The sequence below is a fragment of the Streptacidiphilus sp. MAP5-3 genome (assembly GCF_041262505.1).
In the GTDB taxonomy this organism is placed as follows: Bacteria; Actinomycetota; Actinomycetes; order Streptomycetales; family Streptomycetaceae; genus Streptacidiphilus.
The window spans coordinates 51,509-73,255 of record NZ_JBGCCL010000022.1; the positions used below are offsets into that span (position 1 = coordinate 51,509).

General features: G+C 69.8%; 18 protein-coding genes. 7 read left to right on the plus strand and 11 right to left on the minus strand.

From position 1 onward, the window contains the following. Positions 1-7: 7 nt before the first annotated feature. From ABH928_RS26800 to ABH928_RS26825, 6 genes are all read right to left on the minus strand, one after another. Positions 8-1,321, minus strand: coding sequence for an ABC transporter permease (locus ABH928_RS26800; protein ID WP_370070948.1), 1,314 nt, complete (start codon positions 1,319-1,321; stop codon positions 8-10). Then, on the minus strand, positions 1,318-2,703 hold the full coding sequence (locus ABH928_RS26805; RefSeq protein WP_370070950.1) for an ABC transporter permease: 1,386 nt from the start codon (positions 2,701-2,703) through the stop codon (positions 1,318-1,320). Before ABH928_RS26805 ends, ABH928_RS26800 begins: the two co-directional genes overlap by 4 nt. After that, positions 2,700-4,340 (minus strand): ABC transporter ATP-binding protein, encoded by a 1,641-nt coding sequence (locus ABH928_RS26810; protein ID WP_370070952.1) that lies wholly within the window; start codon positions 4,338-4,340, stop codon positions 2,700-2,702. The genes ABH928_RS26805 and ABH928_RS26810 overlap by 4 nt, the downstream gene beginning before the upstream one ends. A gap of 148 nt (positions 4,341-4,488) precedes the next feature. Then, on the minus strand, positions 4,489-5,574 hold the full coding sequence (locus ABH928_RS26815) for a BMP family protein (RefSeq protein ID WP_370070954.1): 1,086 nt from the start codon (positions 5,572-5,574) through the stop codon (positions 4,489-4,491). Between the two features lie 330 nt (positions 5,575-5,904). Further along, entirely contained in the window at positions 5,905-7,149 is a 1,245-nt protein-coding gene (locus ABH928_RS26820) for an amidohydrolase (RefSeq protein ID WP_370070956.1), read from the minus strand. Between the two features lie 181 nt (positions 7,150-7,330). Next, entirely contained in the window at positions 7,331-8,914 is a 1,584-nt protein-coding gene (locus tag ABH928_RS26825) for a methylmalonyl-CoA mutase (protein WP_370070958.1), read from the minus strand. Between the two features lie 160 nt (positions 8,915-9,074). On the opposite strand from ABH928_RS26825, the gene ABH928_RS26830 reads away from it, so the two are divergent. The 6 genes from ABH928_RS26830 (at position 9,075) to ABH928_RS26855 (ending at position 14,486) form a co-directional block, all read left to right on the plus strand. Beyond that, positions 9,075-9,821 (plus strand): SDR family NAD(P)-dependent oxidoreductase, encoded by a 747-nt coding sequence (locus ABH928_RS26830; protein ID WP_370070960.1) that lies wholly within the window; start codon positions 9,075-9,077, stop codon positions 9,819-9,821. A 402-nt stretch (positions 9,822-10,223) separates the two neighbouring features. Continuing rightward, the gene (locus tag ABH928_RS26835) at positions 10,224-10,754 is read left to right on the plus strand and encodes a 2-oxo-4-hydroxy-4-carboxy-5-ureidoimidazoline decarboxylase (protein WP_370071057.1); all 531 of its coding nucleotides are present in this window, start codon (positions 10,224-10,226) and stop codon (positions 10,752-10,754) included. Positions 10,755-11,063: 309 nt separating this feature from the next. Next, a complete protein-coding gene (gene sdhC, locus ABH928_RS26840) occupies positions 11,064-11,441 on the plus strand; it encodes a succinate dehydrogenase, cytochrome b556 subunit (protein ID WP_370070962.1) in 378 nt (125 codons plus the stop codon). Positions 11,442-11,448: 7 nt separating this feature from the next. Further along, complete coding sequence (locus ABH928_RS26845) at positions 11,449-11,922, plus strand: succinate dehydrogenase hydrophobic membrane anchor subunit (RefSeq protein ID WP_370070964.1); 474 nt, start codon at positions 11,449-11,451, stop codon at positions 11,920-11,922. Between the two features lie 27 nt (positions 11,923-11,949). Further along, positions 11,950-13,704 (plus strand): succinate dehydrogenase flavoprotein subunit, encoded by a 1,755-nt coding sequence (gene sdhA / locus ABH928_RS26850; protein ID WP_370070966.1) that lies wholly within the window; start codon positions 11,950-11,952, stop codon positions 13,702-13,704. Then, the gene (locus ABH928_RS26855) at positions 13,704-14,486 is read left to right on the plus strand and encodes a succinate dehydrogenase iron-sulfur subunit (protein WP_370070968.1); all 783 of its coding nucleotides are present in this window, start codon (positions 13,704-13,706) and stop codon (positions 14,484-14,486) included. The genes sdhA and ABH928_RS26855 overlap by 1 nt, the downstream gene beginning before the upstream one ends. A 110-nt stretch (positions 14,487-14,596) precedes the next feature. On the opposite strand, the gene ABH928_RS26860 is transcribed toward ABH928_RS26855, so the two are convergent. After that, positions 14,597-14,893, minus strand: coding sequence for an SCO4848 family membrane protein (locus ABH928_RS26860; RefSeq protein WP_370070970.1), 297 nt, complete (start codon positions 14,891-14,893; stop codon positions 14,597-14,599). A gap of 94 nt (positions 14,894-14,987) precedes the next feature. Here ABH928_RS26860 and ABH928_RS26865 point away from each other — a divergent pair, with 94 nt between their 5' ends. Continuing rightward, the gene (locus ABH928_RS26865; RefSeq protein WP_370070972.1) at positions 14,988-16,217 is read left to right on the plus strand and encodes a D-alanyl-D-alanine carboxypeptidase family protein; all 1,230 of its coding nucleotides are present in this window, start codon (positions 14,988-14,990) and stop codon (positions 16,215-16,217) included. Positions 16,218-16,288: 71 nt separating this feature from the next. On the opposite strand, the gene ABH928_RS26870 is transcribed toward ABH928_RS26865, so the two are convergent. The 4 genes from ABH928_RS26870 to ABH928_RS26885 all read right to left on the minus strand — a co-directional run bounded on the left by ABH928_RS26870 (position 16,289) and on the right by ABH928_RS26885 (position 21,676). After that, positions 16,289-17,212, minus strand: coding sequence for a YihY/virulence factor BrkB family protein (locus ABH928_RS26870; RefSeq protein ID WP_370070974.1), 924 nt, complete (start codon positions 17,210-17,212; stop codon positions 16,289-16,291). Positions 17,213-17,265: 53 nt separating this feature from the next. Then, complete coding sequence (locus ABH928_RS26875) at positions 17,266-18,021, minus strand: decaprenylphospho-beta-D-erythro-pentofuranosid-2-ulose 2-reductase (RefSeq protein ID WP_370070976.1); 756 nt, start codon at positions 18,019-18,021, stop codon at positions 17,266-17,268. 11 nt (positions 18,022-18,032) lie between these two features. Beyond that, the gene (locus ABH928_RS26880; protein ID WP_370070978.1) at positions 18,033-19,391 is read right to left on the minus strand and encodes an FAD-binding protein; all 1,359 of its coding nucleotides are present in this window, start codon (positions 19,389-19,391) and stop codon (positions 18,033-18,035) included. Between the two features lie 80 nt (positions 19,392-19,471). Next, entirely contained in the window at positions 19,472-21,676 is a 2,205-nt protein-coding gene (locus ABH928_RS26885; RefSeq protein ID WP_370070980.1) for a CDP-glycerol glycerophosphotransferase family protein, read from the minus strand. Positions 21,677-21,747 lie beyond the last annotated feature (71 nt).

Below are 21,747 nucleotides of genomic sequence, written 5' to 3' on the forward strand. Positions count from 1 at the left end.
GAATCCCTCAGCCCTTGATGTACGGCTTGCCGGACGCCGCCGGCGGACGGGAGAGGCCGCCCAGCGCCGCGACGACGAAGATGGTCACCAGGTACGGCGCCATCGCCAGGAACGCGCCCGGGATCGGTGTGCTCAGCGAGGAGAGCGCCAGCTGGATCTCCGTGGCGAAGCCGAACAGCACCGCCGCGCCCAGCGCGCCGATCGGCGACCAGCGGCCGACGATCAGCGCCGCGATGGCGATGTAGCCCTTGCCGTCGCTCATGTCCTTGCCGAACTGGCTGGCCAGACCCAGCGTCAGCCAGACACCGCCGAGACCGGACAGCAGACCCGCCGTGATGACGTTGCGGTAGCGCAGCCCGATGACCTTGATGCCGACGGTGTCGGCGGCCGTCGGGTGCTCGCCGACCGCGCGGGTGCGCAGACCCCAGCGGGTGCGGAAGACCAGGAACCAGATCACCGGCACCAGCACGTAGGCCGCATAGAACAGGATGTTCTCGTCGAACAGCGAGCCGATGATCGGGATGGACGACAGCCCAGGGATCGAGATGTTGTTGAAGCCCAGCCCCTTGTTGTACTCGCCGCCGTTGCTCGACATCAGCCGGTCGTAGAGGAAGCCGGTGACGCCGGAGGCAAGGAGGTTGAGCACGACGCCGAGGACGACCTGCTCGATCAGGTAGCGGTTGGCGAAGACGGCCAGCAGCGCGCACATCAGCGCGCCGCCGAGGCAGCCGGCGACCGCACCGGCCCAGACCGAGCCGGTCGTGGACGCGGTCAGCACCGACGCGAACGCGCCGAAGAGGAACTGGCCCTCGACCGCGATGTTGACGACGCCGGAGCGCTCGCACAGCAGCGCGCTGAGCGAACCGAGCACCAGCGGCACCGCGGCGAGCGCGGTCTGCTGGATGATCGACGGAACGTTCAGGCCGACGGACGACCCGGCCGCGGCCCACACCAGGAAGGCCACCACGTAGGCCGCGAAGTAGACGCCGGCCAGCCAGAGCTGGACCTTCTTCGACACCGGCGCGAACGCCCGGACCAGGCCGCAGACGACGGCCAGCGACATCAGCGCCAGCGCGACCGGCTGGGCCGGGGCCGAGATGGGGCTGAGGCTGCCGGTGCCGGGGACGAGCTCCAGACCGAACAGCGTGTGCACGCCGTTCGAGGTACGCGAGCCGAAGCCGAAGCCCCACAGGCCGAGCGCGCCGATCACGGCCATTGCGATGCCACTGACCAGCTTGGACCGCTTGGCTGCCGCGTCGGCCAGCGAGAGCATGTCGCCGCCCGTGCTGTTGTTCCCGGTAGCGGTGGATGCCGTGCTCATGCCTCGCCTCCGGCAACGTTGGTGGTGTCGGTCGTGTGGAACGGGTCGGGGGCGGGCGCGTTCTCGTCGCCCTTGCCACCGGTGTCGATCTTGTGGGCCCGGAGCCGGAAGATCTCCTGCACCAGCTGCGGCGCGGCGACGAAGATGACGATCAGGGCCTGCATGACGGTGATGATCTCGATCGAGACCTGCGCCTGGGTCTGCATCAGCGCACCACCGGCCTGCAGCGCGCCGAAGAGCAGCGACGCCCAGACGACGCCCCACGGCTTGGTGCGGCCCAGCAGCGCCACGGTGATCGCGGTGAAGCCGAGACCCGCGTCGATGTTGGGGCTGAGCGAGTTGTTGTTCGGGTTGGCCAGACCGAGGGTCTGGGTCACGCCGATCAGGCCCATCAGCCCACCGGAGATCAGCATCGAGGCGATCTGGACCCGGTTGACGTTGATGCCGGCGGTGCGCGCCGCGCTCGGGCGCAGACCGACCGCACGGACCTCGAAGCCCAGCTTGCTGCGCTTGAAGAACCACGCCACACCGAAGGTCGCGGCCAGCGCGAAGAGCAGGCCGATGTCGGTGAAGAGCGAGTCGCCGAACAGGTGCGGCAGCACCGCGCTGGGGCTGGCCGGCTTGGAGATCGCCTGGCCCGCCGCCGACGGGTTGTGGAACACCGAGGTGTTCAGCAGCCAACTGCCCAGGAAGAAGAAGGCGACGTAGTTGAGCATGATCGTGACGATCACCTCGTGCGCGCCGCGGTAGGCCTTGAGCCAGCCGACCAGCCCGCCGTAGAGCATGCCGCCGACGATGCCCGCGAGGACCGCGACGATCATGTGCACCAGACCCGGCAGATCGGTCCAGGAGAAACCGACGTAGGAGGCGAAGATCGCGCCGATGATCAGCTGGCCCTGGCCGCCGATGTTGAACATCCCGGCCCGGAACGCCACCGAGATCGCCAGACCGCCGAAGATCAGCGGCGTCGCGTACTCGAGGGTGTTCGAGATCGGGCCGAAGAACTGGGACGGCGTGCCGGAGACCGTCGCCGGGTCGAAGATCGCACCCTTGAACAGCGAGGTGTAGGCGCTGGAGATGTCGTTCCAGGCGGAGGAGAGGAAGTCCCCGGGGGCGGCGAAGAAGTAGCCGAGCTTGTTCATGGTGTCGGTGTTGGACACCACGATCAGGATCGCGCCGACGACCAGGGCCAGCACGATGGCCAAGATGGTGACGGTCGTGGAGTTCTCCGCGGTGAAGACGTTGCGGATCACCGTGCCCCAGTCGCGGGACGGCTTCGGCGCGGTCGGCGTCGCTCCGTTCGGCTGCGCGGAGGCGGCGGCCTTGGCGGCATCGGCCTTGGCGGCGTCGGCCTCGTTCTTCTCAGGTTCGGGCGTGCTCACGAGTCCGCCTCCTCCGTGTTCGTCGGTGCGGCGTCCGCCGCGCTGTCATTGCTCCCCGTCCCGGTGTCGGCCGCCTCGCCCGTGGCCGCCTCGCCCGTGGCCGTCTCGGCCTGCGGCGCCTGGCCGTTGGTGATACCCGCCATCAGCAGACCGATCTCCTCGCGGGAGGTGGTCGGCGGGACCGTGGCGACGATCTTGCCCCGGTACATCACCGCGATCTTGTCCGCCAGCGCCAGCACCTCGTCCAGCTCGGTGGAGACCACCACGACCGGCCGTCCCTGGTCGCGCTCGGCGACGATGCGCTTGTGGATGAACTCCATCGCGCCGACGTCGACGCCACGGGTCGGCTGCGAGGCCACCAGCAGCCGCAGCGGACGCGACAACTCGCGTGCCACCACGACCTTCTGCGCGTTTCCGCCGGAGAGCTTGCCCGCCGGGTGCTGCGCCACGGCCGGGCGGATGTCGAACTCCTGGATCCGGTGCGTCGCGTTCTTCTCGATCTCGCCCAGGTTGATCGAGAGCCCGCGCCCGAACGGGGCCGACTTGTAGAGGTCGAGGACCAGGTTCTCAGCGATGGTGAACTCGCCGACGACGCCGTCGTGGCCACGGTCCTCGGGGATGAACCCGACACCCGCGTCCAGCACCTGACGCGGCGTCCGGCCGTTGAGCTGCTTGCCGTCCAGCGAGATGGAACCGGCGGCGGCCGGGACCAGGCCGAGGATCGCCTCGGCCAGCTCGGACTGGCCGTTGCCCTGGACCCCGGCGATGCCCAGGATCTCGCCGTCGTGGACGGTGAAGGAGATGTCGTCGACGGCGGCCTGGCCGTTGGCGTCCAGCACCGTCAGGTTCTCGACCTGGAAGGACGGAGCACCCGGCTTGCTCAGCTCCTTGTCGACGACCAGCTGCACGCTGCGGCCGACCATCATCGAGGCCAGCTCCTGCTCGCTGGAGCTGGGCGAGGCCTGGCCGACGACCGCACCGCGCCGGATCACGGTGATCCGGTCGGCGATCGCCTTGACCTCCTTGAGCTTGTGGGTGATGAAGACGATCGACTTGCCCGCCTCGCGCAGCGAGTTCATGACGACGAAGAGGTCGTCGATCTCCTGCGGGGTGAGCACGGCGGTCGGCTCGTCGAGGATCAGCGTCTGGGCGTTGCGCACCAGCGCCTTGACGATCTCGACACGCTGCTGGACGCCGACCGGCAGGTCCTCGACCAGCGCGTCGGGGTTGACCGGGAGGCCGTAGCGCTCGGAGACCTCCCGCACGTCCTTGCGGGCACGGCGGCGGTCGAGCAGCCCCAGCGGGCCGCGGCTGGCGCCGAGTTCGACCTCGTCGCCGAGCACGACGTTCTCGGCGACGGTGAACACCGGGACCAGCATGAAGTGCTGGTGCACCATGCCGATGCCGTTGGCGATGGCGTCGCGCGGACCGCTGATGGTCTTCGGGACGTCGTCGACGAGGATCTCGCCCTCGTCGGGCTGAAGGAGTCCGTAGAGGACGTTCATCAGCGTGGACTTGCCGGCACCGTTCTCACCGAGCAGACAGTGGACCTCACCTGGCTCGACCGTCAGGTCGATGTGGTCGTTGGCGACCAGCGAACCGAATCGCTTGGTGATGCCGCGAAGTTCCAGACGCACTTGTTACACACTCCTCACGCCGGGCATCAGAGTCGATCGGCGGAAGCTATCGAGGACTTGACGGACGCGCCAGGCCCGAGCAGGCGGGCCCACACGCCAGTAGGCGGGCGCGTGTACCAGGCACGCGCCCGCTCAGACCGTGGCGGAATCAGCCGGTCGGCTGGTTCTTCGACTTGACCTTGATGGTGCCATTGATGATGTCCTGCTTGACCGTGGCGATCTCGGCGGTCAGGGACGCGGGCACCTTCGACGCGAAGTCGTGGTACGGGGCCAGGCCGGTGCCGTTGTTGGCCAGCGTGCCGATGTACGGCGTCGCGGAGAACTGGCCGCTGGCGGACTCCTGCACCGCGGTGCTCACGGCGGAGGCGATGCCCTTGGTCACCGAGGTCATGATGACCGGGGCGTACTGGGCGTTGGAGTAGAAGCCGTCGTCGTCGACCCAGATGGCGTTCAGCTTGCCGCCGGAGGCCTGGGCCTGGGCCAGCGCGCCGATGCCGGTGCCGCCGGCGACCGGGAAGATGATGTCGGCGCCCTCGGAGGCGAAGGTCGCGGCGATCTGCTTGCCGCCGGCCTGGTCGGTGAAGGACTGGGTCGGGTCGAAGGTGCCCGACTGCGTGGTCTCGTCCCAGCCGAGGACCTGGACGTGGGTGCCGTGCTTCTGGTTGTAGTACTGGACGCCCTCCCAGAAACCGTCCATGTAGACGGTGACGGTCGGGTAGTTGGCGCCGCCGAAGGTGGCGACCTTGCCGGTCTTGGTCATGCCGGCCGCGAAGTAGCCGCCGAGGAAGGCGCCCTGCGCGGTGTTGAACTCCAGGCCCTTGACCTGCGGCGCGGTCGAGGTGTTGTCGACGATCGCGTAGTGCTGGCTCGGGTTGGTCTTGGCGGACTTGACCGTGGCGTCGTTCATGGCGAAGCCGACCGTGACGATCAGCTTGCACTGGGCGGAGACGAAGCCGGCGATGTTGCTGGCGTAGTCGTTCTCCGTCGCCGAGGTGGCGTTCTGAACGGTGATGTTCGAGTTGGCCTTGGCGGCATCCTGCATGCCGGCCCACGACTCCTGGTTGAACGAGTGGTCGTCCAGGCCGCCGGTGTCGGTGACCATACAGGCCTTGTAGCTCCCGCCAGCGTTCGCGGAAGAGGTGGAGCCCGAGGTGGAGACGGGCTTGGAACCACACGCCGATGCGGTCAGTGCGACAAGAGCCGCGATCGCCGCCAGCCGAACGGGCTTGTTCATCAATTCCTCCAGATAGGAGCCGACATCGCAGAGCCCGGGGGCAGGGAGCGGCATTGCTCGTTCACCGCAGCGTCCCTGGCAACCGGGAGCATGGGTCTCCTTGGTCGACGCGCACCTGGTCGGCGCGGATTGGATGCGACGTTAACGCGCGTAGAACACGTTTGTGTCACGGCTGCATCGCCGTTATCAGATCGTCGCATTTCTGCCATCCGGGCACAGCTGAACAGGCCGATCCAACTGGATGAATCTGCTCCGATGTCGCTCGAACGGAGCAACACCGGAGCACGTACGGAGCAACTACAGAGCAGGTGACGCGCGTCTGACCGGAGCTCAGCTCAGCGCCAGTGACGCGAACAGCTCGGTGCCGACACCGATGGCGCGCTCGTCCGCGTCGAAGGTGCCCTGGTGGAGATCGCGGGTGCCCTGCTCGTCGGGCGAGCGGACGCCGAGGCGGGCCAGCGCGCCCGGCACCTGCTGGAGGTACCAGGAGAAGTCCTCGCCGCCGAGGCTCTGCTCGGTGCCCTCGATGCTCTCCTTGCCGAAACGCGCGGCCATGACGGACTCGATCATGGCGATCGACTCCTCCTCGTTCACCACCGGCGGGACGCCGCGGTGGTAGTCGAGGACCCACTTCGCCCGGTGGGTCTCCGCGATCTGCCCGACCAGCTCGTCGATCGCACCCGGCGCCTCGCGCCAACCGGCCAGCTCCAGGCAGCGGACGGTGCCCTCCAGCTCCGCGTGCTGCGGAATGACGTTGGCGGCCGAGCCGGAGGCGATCCGACCCCAGACCAGGCTGACGCCCCAGCGCACGTCCATCCGCCGGGCCAGCGCGGCCGGCAGCTCCGCGGCCGTCCGGGCGACCGCGGTGACCAGATCCGTGGTGAGGTGCGGACGCGCGGTGTGACCGCCGGGCCCGTCCAGGCTGACGACCAGCCGGTCGCAGGCCGAGGTGATCGCGCCGACCTTCAGGCCGACCTTGCCGACCTCGACCTTGGGGTCGCAGTGCACGGCGAAGATGCGCTCCAGCCCCTCCGCCCCGCCGCACTTGACGACGTCCAGGGCACCGCCCGGCATGACCTCCTCGGCCGGCTGGAAGATCAGCCGCACCGGCCGCGCGAGCGCGCCACTGCGCGCGGCCTCGGCGAGGAGGATGCCGGTGCCGAGCACGATACTGGTGTGCAGGTCGTGACCACAGGCGTGGGCCCGCCCGGCAACCGTCGAACGGTAGGGCACGCTCGCGGGCTTGGCGTCGTCGATCGGCAGCGCGTCGATGTCGGCGCGGAAACCGAGAATGCCGCGGTCACCGGGGGCACCCTCGGGCACGATGTCGCAGAGCAGACCCGTACCGCCCGGAAGCACGCGCGGCGCGAGACCGGCCTGCTCCAGCCGCTCCTTGATCAGCGCCGTGGTCCGGAACTCGTGGCGACCCAACTCGGGGTGCATGTGCAGGTCGCGCCGGAAGGCGATCAGCTCGGGTTGCAGGGCCTGCACGCGGGACCGCAGCTCAGTGGACTCGTTCACCCCCACAAGGCTACGGCCCTGGGACAGTTGTGGCAGGGGATCACCGAAATTCATACCGCCGGACGAGAAAGTTGTCGCCCGCTCGGCGCATGGTTCTGCCCGAACCGGGTAGGAATCCTCGCTCACGCGCGCCTCCGCACTACTTCGTTGAAGAGATCAACGAGCAAGCCGCGCGAGAGGCACGAGAGTCAGTTGCAGTGACCCCAGGGTCGCGGGGCCCTGCTGGTGCACCTGCTCAGAAGCTGTCCACGGGGATGTACGTCCCCCAGACGTCCCGCAGCGCGTCGCAGGTCTCGCCGACAGTTGCCCGCGCGGCCAGCGCCTCCTTCATCGGGTACAGCACGTTCTCCCCCTCCGACCCCGCCGCGCGGCGCAGCGCGGAGAGCGCGTGGTCGACGGCCGCGCTGTCGCGGTCCGCGCGGAGCTTGGCCAGGCGCTCTGCCTGCCGCGCCTCGATCGCCGGGTCGACGCGGAGCGGCTCGTAGGGCTCCTCCTCGTCCAGCTGGAAGCGGTTGACGCCGACCACGGTCCGCTCGCCCGCGTCCGTCTCCAGGGCGATCCGGTACGCGCTGCGCTCGATCTCGTTCTTCTGGTAGCCGCGCTCGATACCGGCGACCGCGCCGCCCATCTCCTCGACCTTGGCCATCAGCTCCAGCGCCGCCGTCTCGACCTCGTCGGTCAGCTGCTCGACCACGTAGGAGCCCGCGAACGGGTCGACGGTCGCGGTCACGTCGCTCTCGTACGCCAGCACCTGCTGCGTGCGCAGCGCCAGGCGCGCGGACTTCTCCGTCGGCAGCGCGATGGCCTCGTCGAAGCTGTTGGTGTGCAGCGACTGCGTGCCGCCCAGCACCGCCGCCAGCGCCTGGATCGAGACGCGGACCAGGTTGACCTCGGGCTGTTGGGCCGTCAGCTGCACGCCCGCGGTCTGGGTGTGGAAGCGCAGCATCATCGACTTGGGGTTCTTGGCGTGGAACTCCTCCTTCATGACGCGCGCCCAGATCCGGCGGGCGGCACGGAACTTGGCCACCTCCTCCAGCAGGGTGGTGCGTGAGACGAAGAAGAAGGAGAGCCGCGGCGCGAAGTCGTCCACGTCCATGCCGGCCGCGATCGCGGTGCGGACGTACTCGATGCCGTCGGCCAGCGTGAAGGCGATCTCCTGCGCGGGTGTGGCCCCGGCCTCGGCCATGTGGTAGCCGGAGATGGAGATGGTGTTCCAGCGCGGGATCTCCGCACGGCAGTACTGGAAGACGTCCGCGATCAGACGCAGTGACGGCTTCGGCGGGAAGATGTACGTCCCGCGCGCGATGTACTCCTTCAGCACGTCGTTCTGGACGGTCCCGGTCAGCCTCCCCGACGGGACGCCCTGGGACTCGCCCACGAGTTGGTAGAGGAGCAGCAGCAGTGAAGCGGGCGCGTTGATGGTCATCGACGTGGAGACCTCGCCCAGCGGGATGCCGTCGAAGAGGACGCCCATGTCCTCGACGCTGTCGACGGCCACGCCGACCTTGCCGACCTCGCCGTGGGCGACGGTGGCGTCCGAGTCGTAGCCCATCTGCGTCGGCAGGTCGAAGGCGACCGACAGGCCCGTGGTGCCGTTGGCGATCAGTTGCTTGTAGCGGGCGTTGGACTCGGCGGCGGTGCCGAAGCCGGCGTACTGCCGCATGGTCCACGGCTTGCCCGTGTACATGGTCGGATAGACCCCGCGGGTGAACGGGTACTGTCCGGGCTCGCCCAGCTCGGTGACGGGATCCCAGCCCGTGAGGGCGGCCGGCCCGTAGACGGGTTCGATGGGCAGTCCGGACTCGGACAGGCGGGCCATGAGGAGTCCTCCAGGGTCGTGGCGGCAGTGGACCTGGGGCGTTGGCAGCGGTTACCGTCCGCTTCGCTACGTACGGTAATGATGCGCCTGTGCAGGGAATAGGCGCATCCTCTGGGAGCTTGCTCACAGCAGCCGGAACTCGCTTGGAGGAACAGCAGAGATGACAGTGCAGAAGGTCGCCGTGGTGACCGGCGCGAGCAGTGGGATCGGCGCCGCGACGGCCCGTGGCCTGGCCGCTACGGGGTACCGGGTGGCTCTGGTCGCCCGCCGCGCGGACCGACTGGAGGCGCTGGCCAAGGAGATCGGCACGGCGGCGAGTGTGCACACGCTCGACGTGACCGACCGCGCGGCGGTGACCGCGTTCGCGGCGTCGCTGGACCGGGTCGACGTCCTGGTCAACAACGCGGGCGGGGCGATCGGCGCGGAGCCCGTCGCCGACGCGGACCCGGCGGACTGGCAGACCATGTTCGACGTCAACGTCCTCGGTGTCCTCCACGTGACCCAGGCGCTGCTCCCGGCGCTGCGCGCCTCCGGCGACGGCACGGTCCTCGTCCTCTCCTCCACCGCCGCGTTCGCCCCGTACGAGGGCGGCGCGGGCTACGTCGCGGCGAAGGCGGGCGCACACGCCATCGCGGCGACGCTGCGGCTGGAGCTGCTCGGCGAGCCGATCCGCGTCATCGAGATCGCGCCGGGCATGGTCCAGACCGACGAGTTCGCGCTCACCCGCTTCCGCGGCGACGCGTCGAAGGCGGCGGCGGTGTACGCGGGCGTCCCGGACCCGCTCAGCGCGGCCGACGTCGCGGACACCATCGTCTGGGCGGTCACCCGCCCCGCCCACGTGAACGTGGACCTCCTGGTCGTTCGCCCCCGCGCCCAGGCGGCCCAGCACAAGGTCCACCGGCAGTAGTTCAGACAACGCACGGGGAAGTTGCACTATTCAGGGGCGCGGGCTGTGCTTGATCAACTGCGCGACAGGCCACCCACCCACGTGGCAGGCCGCGCGAACAGGGCCATCCGCCCACGGTGGTGTCTGGCGCACGCAGTTGATCAAGCACAGCCCCGCGCCCCCCAGAAGTGCACAGGTGCCCGACTGTTCGTTCATTCAGCTGACGCCGTCTCATAATTCGGCCGTAGAGGTCTCGACTTAATACCCCGTGCGAGTGAATCCTGGTGTCGGACGCCCGTGCGCCAGCGGCCCCGACGTCTTATCGAGTGCCGATGTCGTCGGTGGCAGGCCCTAGCCTCTGGGCACCGACCACCGCACCGCCAACCCGCACCCTCCGAGGAGGACCCGCTGGCCAGGTCGCCGATCCAACCGCCGGCCACGCCGGATTTGCCGGACGCGCACGCCGCAGGACTGCAACGGCTCAATGTGGCGAGCCCCGGCGCAGCCGAAGAAGCCCTGCTGGCCTGCTGCGGCAGCCGGCGTTGGGCGATAAGGATCGCCGCGCACCGCCCGTACCCGGATGTGGGCTCGCTGCTCGCCGCGGCCAGCGAGGCGTCCTACGACATGTCGCACCGGGACCTGACGGAGGCGCTCGCCGACGAGAGCTGCATGCCGCAGCCCCTGCTGGGCATGCGCGCGCCGGGGAGCAACGCCGCACGGACCGCTCTGCGCGCCGCGCACGCCGCGTACGAGGCGCGGTTCGGGCATGTCTTCGTGGTGTGCCTGGACGACTGCCCACCGGACGAGATGTTGGGCACCGTCCTCGCCAGCATCCGCGCGCGGCTGTCCAACGACCCGGACGAGGAGCGCTCCACCACCGCCGAGGAGCTTCGTCGGATCTCACAAAGTCGACTCACGCATCTCGTGGCGTCTCACGCCTCGGCGACAACGTGAGACGACGGGGGTGAGATCAACCACACCAGCACGTTCTGTCTCGAACTGACGGCCGACCAACCTGCCCCCCAAGCCCGGGAAAATCCCCGGAAACCCGGACCAAAACCCTCCGATCCGCCCCGTTGGTCGATCATCCGAACGATCAACGGAGTGGATCCGTCCCCGGCACAGGCCCCCCAACAGGCCCCCGGCACTCCGCTCTGGCTACGATGGCCGCGGCCGGTGGACCGTATCCGGCCGGGCCGACCGACACCGACGTAGATGCCGAGATGCCGGGCGACCCCCGCCCCGCTCCCGGAGGGTTCTTCCGTGCCGGCTGGAACGCTGTACCGCGGCCGGGAAGGCATGTGGTCGTGGGTGGCTCATCGAGTCACCGGCGTCCTCATTTTCTTCTTCCTGTTCGCCCACGTCCTCGACACCGCCCTGGTCCGTGTTTCGCCGCAGGCCTACAACAGCGTGATCGCGACGTACAAGACGTGGCCCGTCAACCTGATGGAGTACGGCCTCACCGCCGCCATCCTCTTCCACGCGCTGAACGGCCTCCGGGTCATCGCGGTGGACTTCTGGGCCAAGGGGCCGAAGTACCAGGCCCAGATGCTGTGGACCGTCGTGACCGTCTGGGTCCTGCTGATGGCGGGTGCGTTCTACCCGATCCTGCAGGAGACCCTGAAGAACTGGTTCGGGTGAGGCAGAGATGGCAACCGACTCCATCGGCAGCGTCGAGCTGACCGAGAACGGCGCTCCGGCCGACCCGAGCGCGTTCCTGATCGAGCCGCCGCGCAAGCGCACCAGGACCACGGCGGGCCGTCGCAGCCGCACCAACTTCGAGATGCTGGCGTGGCTGTTCATGCGCCTCTCGGGTGTCGTGCTGGTCTTCCTGATCCTCGGTCACCTGATCATCCAGCTGGTGCTGGACGGCGGTGTCTCCAAGATCAGCTTCGCCTTCGTCGCCGGTCGCTGGGCCTCGCCGTTCTGGCAGGGCTGGGACCTGCTCATGCTCTGGCTCGCCATGCTCCACGGCGCCAACGGCATGCGCACGGTCATCAACGACTACGCCGAGCGCGACACCACCCGCTTCTGGCTGAAGGTCCTGCTGGTGGCCGCCACGGTGTTCACCGTGCTGCTGGGCACCCTGGTGATCTTCACCTTCGACCCGAACATCAGCTGACGCGGACGGACGAGGCAGCTAACTGACATGCAGATTCACCAGTACGACACCGTCATCGTCGGCGCCGGCGGCGCCGGGATGCGCGCCGCGGTCGAGTCGACCAAGCGCAGCCGCACCGCGGTGCTCACCAAGCTCTACCCGACCCGCTCCCACACCGGCGCGGCCCAGGGCGGCATGGCCGCCGCCCTCGCCAACGTCGAGGACGACAACTGGGAGTGGCACACCTTCGACACCGTCAAGGGCGGTGACTACCTGGTCGACCAGGACGCCGCCGAGATCCTGGCCAAGGAGGCGATCGACGCCGTCCTCGACCTGGAGAAGATGGGCCTGCCCTTCAACCGCACGCCGGAGGGCAAGATCGACCAGCGCCGCTTCGGCGGCCACACCCGCAACCACGGCGAGGCCGCGGTGCGCCGCTCCTGCTACGCCGCGGACCGCACCGGCCACATGATCCTCCAGACGCTGTACCAGAACTGCGTCAAGGAGGGCGTGGAGTTCTTCAACGAGTTCTACGTCCTGGACCTGCTGCTCACCGAGGTGGACGGCGTCAAGCGCACCGCCGGTGTGGTCGCGTACGAGCTGGCCACCGGCGAGGTGCACGTCTTCCAGGCGAAGTCGGTCATCTTCGCCTCCGGCGGCAACGGCAAGTTCTTCAAGGTCACCTCGAACGCGCACACCCTGACCGGTGACGGCCAGGCCGCCGCGTACCGTCGTGGCCTGCCGCTGGAGGACATGGAGTTCTTCCAGTTCCACCCGACGGGCATCTGGCGGATGGGCATCCTGCTCACCGAGGGCGCCCGCGGCGAGGGCGGCATCCTGCGCAACAAGGACGGCGAGCGCTTCATGGAGCGCTACGCGCCGGTCATGAAGGACCTGGCGTCCCGTGACGTCGTCTCCCGCGCCATCTACTCGGAGATCCGGGCCGGTCGTGGTTGCGGCCTCGACGGTGACCACGTCTACCTGGACCTGACCCACCTGCCGCCGGAGCAGCTGGACGCCAAGCTGCCGGACATCACCGAGTTCGCGCGCACGTACCTCGGCATCGAGCCCTACACGGACCCGATCCCGATCCAGCCGACCGCGCACTACGCCATGGGCGGCATCCCGACCAACAACGACTCCGAGGTCCTGCTGGACAACGAGACCGTCGTCCCGGGTCTGTACGCCGCCGGTGAGGTCGCCTGCGTGTCCGTCCACGGCGCCAACCGCCTGGGCACGAACTCGCTGCTCGACATCAACGTCTTCGGCCGCCGCGCGGGCATCGCCGCCGCGGAGTACTCCCAGACCGCCGACTACGTCGAGCTGCCGGAGAACCCGGCCGCCAAGGTGGTCGAGCTGCTGGAGGGCATCCGCACCGCGACGGGCAGCGAGCGCGTCGGCGACATCCGCGAGGCGCTGCAGCAGTCGATGGACACCAACGTGTCCGTGTACCGCACCGAGGCGACCCTGAAGCAGGCGGTGGCCGACATCGCCGAGCTGAAGGAGCGTTACAAGAACATCTCGGTGATGGACAAGGGCCAGCGGTACAACACCGACCTGCTGGAGGCCGTCGAGCTGGGCAACCTCCTCGACCTGGCCGAGGTCACCGCGGTCTCCGCGCTGGCCCGCCAGGAGTCCCGCGGCGGTCACTACCGCGAGGACTTCCCGAAGCGCGACGACGTCAAGTTCATGCAGCACACCATGGCGTACCGCGAGGTCGACGAGAAGGGTGAGACCAGCGTCCGCCTGGACTACAAGCCGGTCGTGGTCACCCGCTACCAGCCGATGGAGCGTAAGTACTGATGAGCACCCCCACCATCACTGACGCGAACCCGCACTCCGCCGCACTGGACGCGGCCGAGTCGGGCAAGATCGAGCTGATCACCATCACGCTCCGGATCCGCCGGTTCAACCCGGAGGAGCACCCGGACGCGGTGTGGGTCGACTACCAGCTCACGGTGGACCCGAAGGAGCGCGTCCTCGACGCGATCAACAAGGTCAAGTGGGAGCAGGACGGCACGCTCACCTACCGTCGCTCCTGCGCCCACGGCGTCTGCGGCTCCGACGCGATGCGGATCAACGGCAAGAACCGTCTTGCCTGCAAGACCCTCATCAAGGACGTCAACCCGGACAAGCCGATCACGATCGAGCCCATCAAGGGCATGACGGTCCTCAAGGACCTGGTCGTGGACATGGACCCGTTCTTCCAGGCGTACCGCGACGTGATGCCCTTCCTGATCACCAAGGGCAACGCGCCGACGCGCGAGCGGATCCAGTCGGAGGAGGACGTCCAGCGCTTCGAGGACACCACCAAGTGCATCCTCTGCGCCGCCTGCACGTCCTCCTGCCCGGTGTTCTGGAACGACGGCCAGTACTTCGGTCCGGCCGCGATCGTGAACGCCCACCGCTTCATCTTCGACTCGCGTGACGAGGGCGCGGAGCAGCGGCTGGAGATCCTGAACGACCGTGAGGGCGTGTGGCGCTGCCGCACCACCTTCAACTGCACCGACGCCTGCCCGCGTGGCATCGAGGTCACCAAGGCGATCCAGGAAGTGAAGCGCGCACTGATCACGCGTCGCTACTGAGCTTCTCGCTTGACGGCGTAGCCGGCGTCAAGAGGCCCGGCCCCTTCGGGGGCCGGGCCTCTCTGCGTTTCTTCACCGGTCCGGACTCGTTGAACCTCGGTGACGACGTGTCAGGCAACGGGCTCCGTGGCCCGCTCGGGCTGCTCCTCGGTGGCCTGGCTCACGGCGCGGCGCATGCCGCGGAGGCTGCGCACGCCGATGCTGCCGACCACGACGCCCAGGATGAGCGAGCTGAGCGCCAGCGCCGCGTGGATCCAGAAGTAGGCGGTCGGCCGCGAGTGGTCGCCGTGGACGAAGGCGAGCCCCTCGCCGTCGGCCCACAGGTTCTTGAAGAAGGTGACCCAGATCCAGATCGACCACACCCCGAAAGCGGTCAGGAACCAGGAAGCACGTCGACTGAGTCTCATGACTTCAGTATGTCCGGAGCAACGGACGCGTCCGGACGAGGGGTCCTGTGAGCTTTAATGACAAACGTTGCGACGGATTGGGTACGGTCGGGCCGTGCAGCTACGTGATCACGCGCTGAGGAAGCCCCTCTCCGGCATTGCCGCATTGACGGTCATGACCGCCGTGACGATGACGATGACGGCCGCCGGGCGCGCGCCCGGCCTCGCCGACTCCCCCGTGCGCAGACCGCCCGCGCAGATGTCGGCGGTCGGCGGCGAACAGCTCAGCCGTCCCGGCCCACAGACGGGAGCGGGCGCGCCTGCCCTGCCGTCCGGGCTCTCGGCGCTCTCCTGGATGGTCTCTGACGGCGATGCGGACGACGTCCTCGCCGCCCAGAACCCGCACTGGCCGCTGCCGCCCGCCAGCACGCTGAAGACCCTGTTCGCGGACACCGTGCTGCCGAAGATCCCGCAGGGCGCGGAGCACAGGGTCGTCGAGTCCGACTTCGACGGCATGGGCGAGGGCAGCAGCGAGGTCGGGGTGATGCCGGGTCAGACCTACCGGGTCTCCGACCTGTGGCTCGGCGTCTTCCTCCGCTCCGGCAACGACGCGGTCCACGTGCTGGCCGCGATGAACGGCGGCGTCGCCACGACGGTCGAGCAGATGCAGGCCAAGGCGGTGGCGCTGGGCGCCCACGACACGCATGTGATCAGCCCCGACGGCTACGACATGCCCGGCCAGGTCTCCTCGGCGTACGACCTGACGCTGTTCGCGCTGAACGGCCTGAAGAACCCGGTCTTCGCGAAGGACTGCGGCACGGCGTCGGCCGAGTTCCCGGGTGGGCCGACCACGAAGGGCAAGCCCTTCGAGATCGACAACACCAACCGGCTGCTGACGGGCTTCGACGGCGTCGGCCAGCAGTATCCCGGCCTGGTCGGGGTCAAGAACGGCTACACCACCAACGCGGGCAACACCGTGATCGAGGCCGCACGGCACGACGGGCACACGGTGCTGGTCACCGTGATGAACCCGCAGAACCCGGAGCGCAACGAGGTCTACAAGGAGGCCCGCGAGCTCCTCGACTGGGGCTTCAGCGCGGTGGCGCACGGCGCGCACCCCATCGGCACCCTCGATGCGGTCGCCCCTCCGGCCCAGGAGACGGCGGCGAAGCGCGCAACCAAACCGTCGGCGACCCCGGCGTGGGCGGCGTCCGCGAATGCTGCGGGCACGGCGGACACCAGCGCGTCGTACGCCGAGGCGGGCGCGGCGGCGGTCGCCGTGGCGGTGGGCGGCGTCCTCCTCTTCGCCCGCCGCAGGCGGGCACGCAGGCGCGCAAGCCTTTGATTCAGTGGGGTCGCACTCAGGGGCGCGGGGCGGTGCTGATCTACGGCTCCGCCGCCCCTGAATAGTGCAACTCACCCTTCTTCCTCATGGTCCGCGTCAGCAAGGATTCCTTCCGCCCGGGCACGCGCACGCGCTCGCGCCGCGCGGGGGTCCGCCGTCGCCGTCCAGGCGACGCAGTAGAAGAGCCAGCGGCAGATGAAGTTGATCCAGAGCAGGAGGGCGATCGGCGTCCCGAACGCGCCGTACACGCTCTTCGTCGCGACTCCGCTCAGGTACGCCGCCATGGCCTGCTTGAGGATCTCGAAACCCACCGCGCCCAGCAGCGCGGCCTGCAGGACCGTCCGCCGCCGCGGAGCGGGGATACGGGGCAGGCCGACCAGCAGGTAGGCGAAGACCAGGACGTCCGCCGCCACCGCGATCAGGAACGCGGCGACCGAGAGGCCGGCCCGGCCCGCCGAGGACTCGGCCACGCCGAGGCCCCTGGCCACCTGTCCGGTCAGGGCAAGGGCCGACGAGGACGCGCCCAGCGAGACCGCGCCGACGAGACCCAGGCCGAACAGGACCACGACGTCCCACAGCTTGCGGACCACCGCGTTGCCGGGCTCCGGCGGGAGCCACCAGGACTGACGGATGCACGCGCGGGTGGTGTCGACCCAGCCCAGGCCGGAGACGAGCAGGATGGCGCCGCTGATCACCCCCACCGTCGTCGCGTTGGCGGCGATGTCGTGCAGGTTGATCTGCTTGGACAGGCCGGGGATCTGCTCGGCGATCTTCTGCTGGAGCTGGTTGACCCTGCTGTCGGTCAGCACGGTCGCGGCGATCGCCAGAGCCACCGTCAGCAGCGGGAAGAGGGCCAGGAAGGCGAAGAAGGTGACCGCGCCCGCCATCCGGTTCGAGCCGACGTCGTTGAAGTGCTCGAAGACGCGGTAGGCGCGCGTCCGCAGCACCCGGGCCGCGAGCGGGCCGAGGACGGGCAGGCGGGTCAGGAAATCCACCGGTCGAACCTAGCGTGGGCCTCACCCGCCTGGGCCAAGCGACACACGTACCGCTAGAGCGGCAGCCTGCGGAAGACGGGTCGGGGCAGGTGGCGCAGGCCGGACATGACGTAGCGGAGGGCGCCGGGGACCCAGACCGTCTCGGCGGCGCGGCGGAGCCCGGTGTCGATGGCCTCGGCGACCCCGTCGGCTGTGGTGGCGAGCGGGGCCTCCTTGAGGCCCTCGGTCATCCGGGTGCGGACGAAGCCGGGGCGGACCACCATCACCCGCGCGCCGCTGCCCCGGAGCGAGTCGCCCAGGCCCTGGGCGAAGGCGTCCAGGCCCGCCTTGGCGGAGCCGTAGAGGAAGTTGGAGCGGCGCGCCCGCTCCCCCGCGACCGAGGAGAGCACGACCAGCGCGCCGTGGCCCTGACGGCGCAGCGCCTGGGCGCAGACCAGCCCGGAGCTGACCGCGCCGACGTAGTTGACCTGCGCGACGGAGACGGCGGCCATGGGCTCCTGCTCGTCCCGCTGCTGGTCACCGAGGACGCCGAAGGCCATCAGCACGACGTCGATGTCGCCCTCGGCGAAGATCTTGCCGAGGACCGTCTCGTGGGTCTCTGGTGCGGCGGCGTCGAAGTGGTGGACGGCCACCTCCGCGCCGAGGGCGCGCAGTTCGTCGGCCGCCGCGTCGAGTGCGGGCGAGGGGCGTCCGGCCAGGTGGACCGTACGGACCCGGGAGCGCACCATACGGCGCGCGGTGGCCAGGCCGATCTCGGAGGAGCCGCCGAGCAGCAGCAGGGACTGCGGGTCACCGAGGGCGTTCATCATCGTCTCTTCTCCTAGAGCTGGAGGCGGCGGGCGAGGTCGGAGGTGAAGACGCCGCGCGGGTCGATCCGTCGGCGCAGCTCGCGGAACGCGTCGAGCCGCGGGTACATGCCGTGCAGCGTGCCGGGGCGCATCCGGGAGTCCTTGGCCAGGTAGACCCGGCCGCCCGCGGCGAGCACCTGCTCGTCCAGCCGGTCCAGCAGCGGGCCGAGGCCGGGGACGGTGGCGGGCAGGTCGAGCGCGAGCGTCCAGCCGGGCATCGGGAAGGAGAGCCAGCCGGACCCGCCCTCGCCGAACCGCTTGAGCACGGCGAGGAAGGACGGGCAGCCGTGCCGGCTGAGCTGCGTGACGATGCCGCGCAGCACCTCCTCCTGCCCGTAGGGGACGACGAACTGGTACTGCAGGAACCCGGCCGGGCCGTAGACGCGGTTCCAGTCGGGGACGCCGTCCAGCGGATGGAAGAAGGCGCCGATCCGCTGAAGCTGACCGCGCCGCTCGCGCGGAGCCTTGCGGAACCAGAGTTCGTTGAAGAGGCCGACGGACCCGGTGCGCAGCAGCCCGCCCGGGATGCCGCGCGGCGCGGCGGGGAGGCTGCGCGGGCGGAAGGCGAGCGGGTCGGCCAGCTGACGCGGGCTCAGCTGGTCGGGCGTGGCGTGGTCGCCGCGGGTGAGCACCGCCCGGCCGGTGGCCGCGCCACGGGCGACCAGGTCGATCCAGGCGACCGAGTAGCGGTAGCGGTGGTCGGTCGTGGTCAGACGGTCCATCAGATCGTCGAGGTCGGCCGCCCGTTCGGTGTCGACGGACATCAACGAGGTGCCGACGGGCAGCAGCTGGACGGTCGCGTCCAGGATCACGCCGGTCAGGCCCATGCCTCCGGCGGTGGCGTCGAAGAGCTCGTCGCCGGGGACCACCTCGCGTACCGCGCCGTCGGCGGTGAGCAGCGAGAACCGCGTGATGTGGCGGCTGAAAGCGCCGCTGACGTGGTGGTTCTTGCCGTGGATGTCCGCGCCGATCGCCCCGCCCACGGTGACGTACCGGGTGCCGGGCGTGACGGGGACGAACCAGCCGAAGGGCAGCAGCAGCCGCATCAGCTTGTCCAGGCTGACGCCCGCCTCGCAGCTGACCTGCCCGCGCTCCAGGTCCAGCGTGCGGACCGCCGACAGCGCGGTCATGTCGAGGACCGTGCCTCCGGCGTTCTGCGCCGCGTCGCCGTAGCTGCGGCCCAGGCCGCGCGCCAGCACGCCTCGTCCGGCAGAGCCGCCCGCGTCGCGCAGGGCGGCGACGGCGGCGACCGCGTCGGCAACGGTGCTCGGCGCGCAGAGCCGGGCGGTCGTGGGCGCGGTGCGGCCCCACCCCGTGAGTGTGGCTTCCATGCCAGCGACGCTAAGCCGAACCACCGTCAGCGCGCAGGACCTGCCCGTGTCGCCGCCCCCGAACGGGTGAGCGGACCTCCTCAGGCCCCCGCCTGCTCCGGACTCGGGGCCGGGGTGCGGTCGGCGAGGGGGACGACCGGGAGCGGGGTGGTCTCGCCCAGGAAGACGGTGCGGACGACGCGTTCGGCCGCGTTGCCGTCGTCGAACTCGCAGAACCGCTCGCGGAAGGCGGTGCGCAGCGCGGCCGCCTCCGGACCGTTCCAGGCGCCGGAGCGGAAGACGTCGACGAGCTCGTCCTCGCTGGTGGCCACCGCGCCCGGGGTCTCGCCCGGCCTGCCGGAGAGCAGGTCGAGGTAGACGCCGCGGGTCTGCTGGTAGACCTCCCAGTCGTCGGCGAGGACGACGATCGGCCGGTCCAGGTTGGCGTAGTCGAACATGACCGACGAGTAGTCCGTGACCAGGGCGTCCGCGGCCAGCGCCAGCCGCTCGACGGAAGGGTGCGCGGAGACGTCGATCACCCGCGCGCCGCCGTCGACACCGGCGGTGGGCTCCTCGTCGTAGAGGTAGTGCGCGCGGTTGAGCAGCACGTAGCCGTCGCCGAGACGGGAGGCGAGCCGGGCCAGGTCGAGCTGCGGGCGGTAGGAGGCGCGGTAGTCGCGCAGCGTGGGGGCGTAGAGGAGGGCGGTGGCGCCCTCGGGGATGCCCAGCTCGGCACGGGCCGCGCGGACCTCCTCGGCGCCGGCCGAGTAGTAGACGTCGTTGCGCGGGTAGCCGTACTCCAGGCTGCGGAAGGAGGAGGGGTAGACCCGCTCCCAGATCAGCGTGGAGAAGCGGTTGGAGCTCAGGCTGTAGTCCCAGCGGTCGACCCGCTGGAGCAGCTTCCCGAAGTCGATCGCGTGCCCGGCGGCCGGGTAGTCCTGCAGGTCCAGGCCCATCCGCTTGACCGGCGTGCCGTGGTGCGTCTGCAGCTGCACGGTGCCGGGGCGCTTGGGCGCGCCATCGGGGAAGTTGACGTTGTTGACGAAGTACCGGGCCCGGGAGATCGCCTCGCGGTAGGTGCGCGAGCCGGGCGAGACCACGCTGATGCCCTTGGGCACGTCGGACCGCCGCTTGGCCTCGACCACCCAGACGGTGCGCAGCCCGGGGGCGAGCTCGCGGAGCTTGGCGTGGATGGCGGCCGGGTTGCAGGCCGGGACGCGGCCCCAGTAGCTGGCGAAGACCGCCAGCTCGTCCTCGATCGGCAACTGCCGCTGGATCCGCTGGTAGCCACCGAGCACCGGACCGGCGACGGCGCGGCGCAGCTCGGGCTGGGCGGCCTTGACGGCCTGCTTCGCCTTCCGGGCGACCTGGCCCAGCGGGCCCGCCTTCCAGCTGCCGTGCAGCTCGATCGCGGCACTGCCGGCCGGGCGGTGGCGGCGCTCGGCCTCGGCGGCGCGCTCGAAGAACTCCTTGCGGGCGGCCGGGGGCACCCGGTCCGGGTGGTTGCCGATGGTGCGCAGGTGGTCGGCCATCCGCCGGTGCAGCAGCGGGCGCCAGTGGTCCAGCTCGGGGTGGGCGTCGACGAAGGCGAAGACCCGGTCGTACTGGTCGAAGATGTCGAAGTGCTTGCGGCTGACCGTGGCCAGGATGTTGCCGCCCTGTCGGCGCTGCCGGTAGTGGACCACGACCTTGTCCAGCATGGCCACGGACTGCGCGGCCAGCAGGGTCGGGTAGGTCCAGGGGGTGTCCTCGTAGTAGCCGGGCGGGTAGGTGAACCCGTGCTTGGCGACGAAGTCGCGCCGGTACACCTTGTTCCAGACCACCATCAGCAGCCCGAGGACCTCCTCGCGCTCCGCGACGGTGAAGACGTCCGGGCGGCCCTCGGCCGGGGCGAAGAGATGTGCGTCACGGCTGCGGACGACCCGGCCGTCCCAGTAGGTGCGGGCGTAGTCGAAGATCAGCACGTCCGGGTCGCCGGTGGCGTCGAGCCGGTCGGCGACGGCCTGGAGCGCGCCGGGGGTCAGCGTGTCGTCGCTGTCCAGGAAGAAGAGGTACTCGCCGGTGGCCAGCTCCATGCCCGCGTTCCGAGCACGCCCGAGGCCGACGTTCTCGTCCAGGTGAACCACGCGTACCCGGTCGTCAGCCCGTGCGAATCCGTCGAGAATCTCACCGCTGCCGTCGGGCGAGCAGTCGTCGACCGCGATCACCTCGAAGTCGGTGAACGACTGGCCGAGCACCGACTCCAGGCACTCACCCAGGTACGCCTGGACCTGGTAGGCGGGCACGATGATGCTGATCCGAGGCATGCCGGTACGATACAGGCCCCTCCGAGAGCGGCCTTCCCGTGATCGTGGGCCGTTTCACCGGGCCGTCGCCA

Coding starts and splice junctions, on each gene's coding strand:
- ABH928_RS26875 (WP_370070976.1), bottom strand. CDS start 18,021: ATGATGAACGCCCTCGGTGACCCGCAGTCCCTGCTGCTGCTCGGCGGC.
- ABH928_RS26825 (WP_370070958.1), bottom strand. CDS start 8,914: ATGGCCCGCCTGTCCGAGTCCGGACTGCCCATCGAACCCGTCTACGGG.
- ABH928_RS26815 (WP_370070954.1), bottom strand. CDS start 5,574: ATGAACAAGCCCGTTCGGCTGGCGGCGATCGCGGCTCTTGTCGCACTG.
- ABH928_RS26830 (WP_370070960.1), top strand. CDS start 9,075: ATGACAGTGCAGAAGGTCGCCGTGGTGACCGGCGCGAGCAGTGGGATC.
- ABH928_RS26880 (WP_370070978.1), bottom strand. CDS start 19,391: ATGGAAGCCACACTCACGGGGTGGGGCCGCACCGCGCCCACGACCGCC.
- sdhA (WP_370070966.1), top strand. CDS start 11,950: ATGCAGATTCACCAGTACGACACCGTCATCGTCGGCGCCGGCGGCGCC.
- ABH928_RS26860 (WP_370070970.1), bottom strand. CDS start 14,893: ATGAGACTCAGTCGACGTGCTTCCTGGTTCCTGACCGCTTTCGGGGTG.
- ABH928_RS26885 (WP_370070980.1), bottom strand. CDS start 21,676: ATGCCTCGGATCAGCATCATCGTGCCCGCCTACCAGGTCCAGGCGTAC.
- ABH928_RS26855 (WP_370070968.1), top strand. CDS start 13,704: ATGAGCACCCCCACCATCACTGACGCGAACCCGCACTCCGCCGCACTG.
- ABH928_RS26800 (WP_370070948.1), bottom strand. CDS start 1,321: ATGAGCACGGCATCCACCGCTACCGGGAACAACAGCACGGGCGGCGAC.
- ABH928_RS26820 (WP_370070956.1), bottom strand. CDS start 7,149: ATGAATTTCGGTGATCCCCTGCCACAACTGTCCCAGGGCCGTAGCCTT.
- ABH928_RS26845 (WP_370070964.1), top strand. CDS start 11,449: ATGGCAACCGACTCCATCGGCAGCGTCGAGCTGACCGAGAACGGCGCT.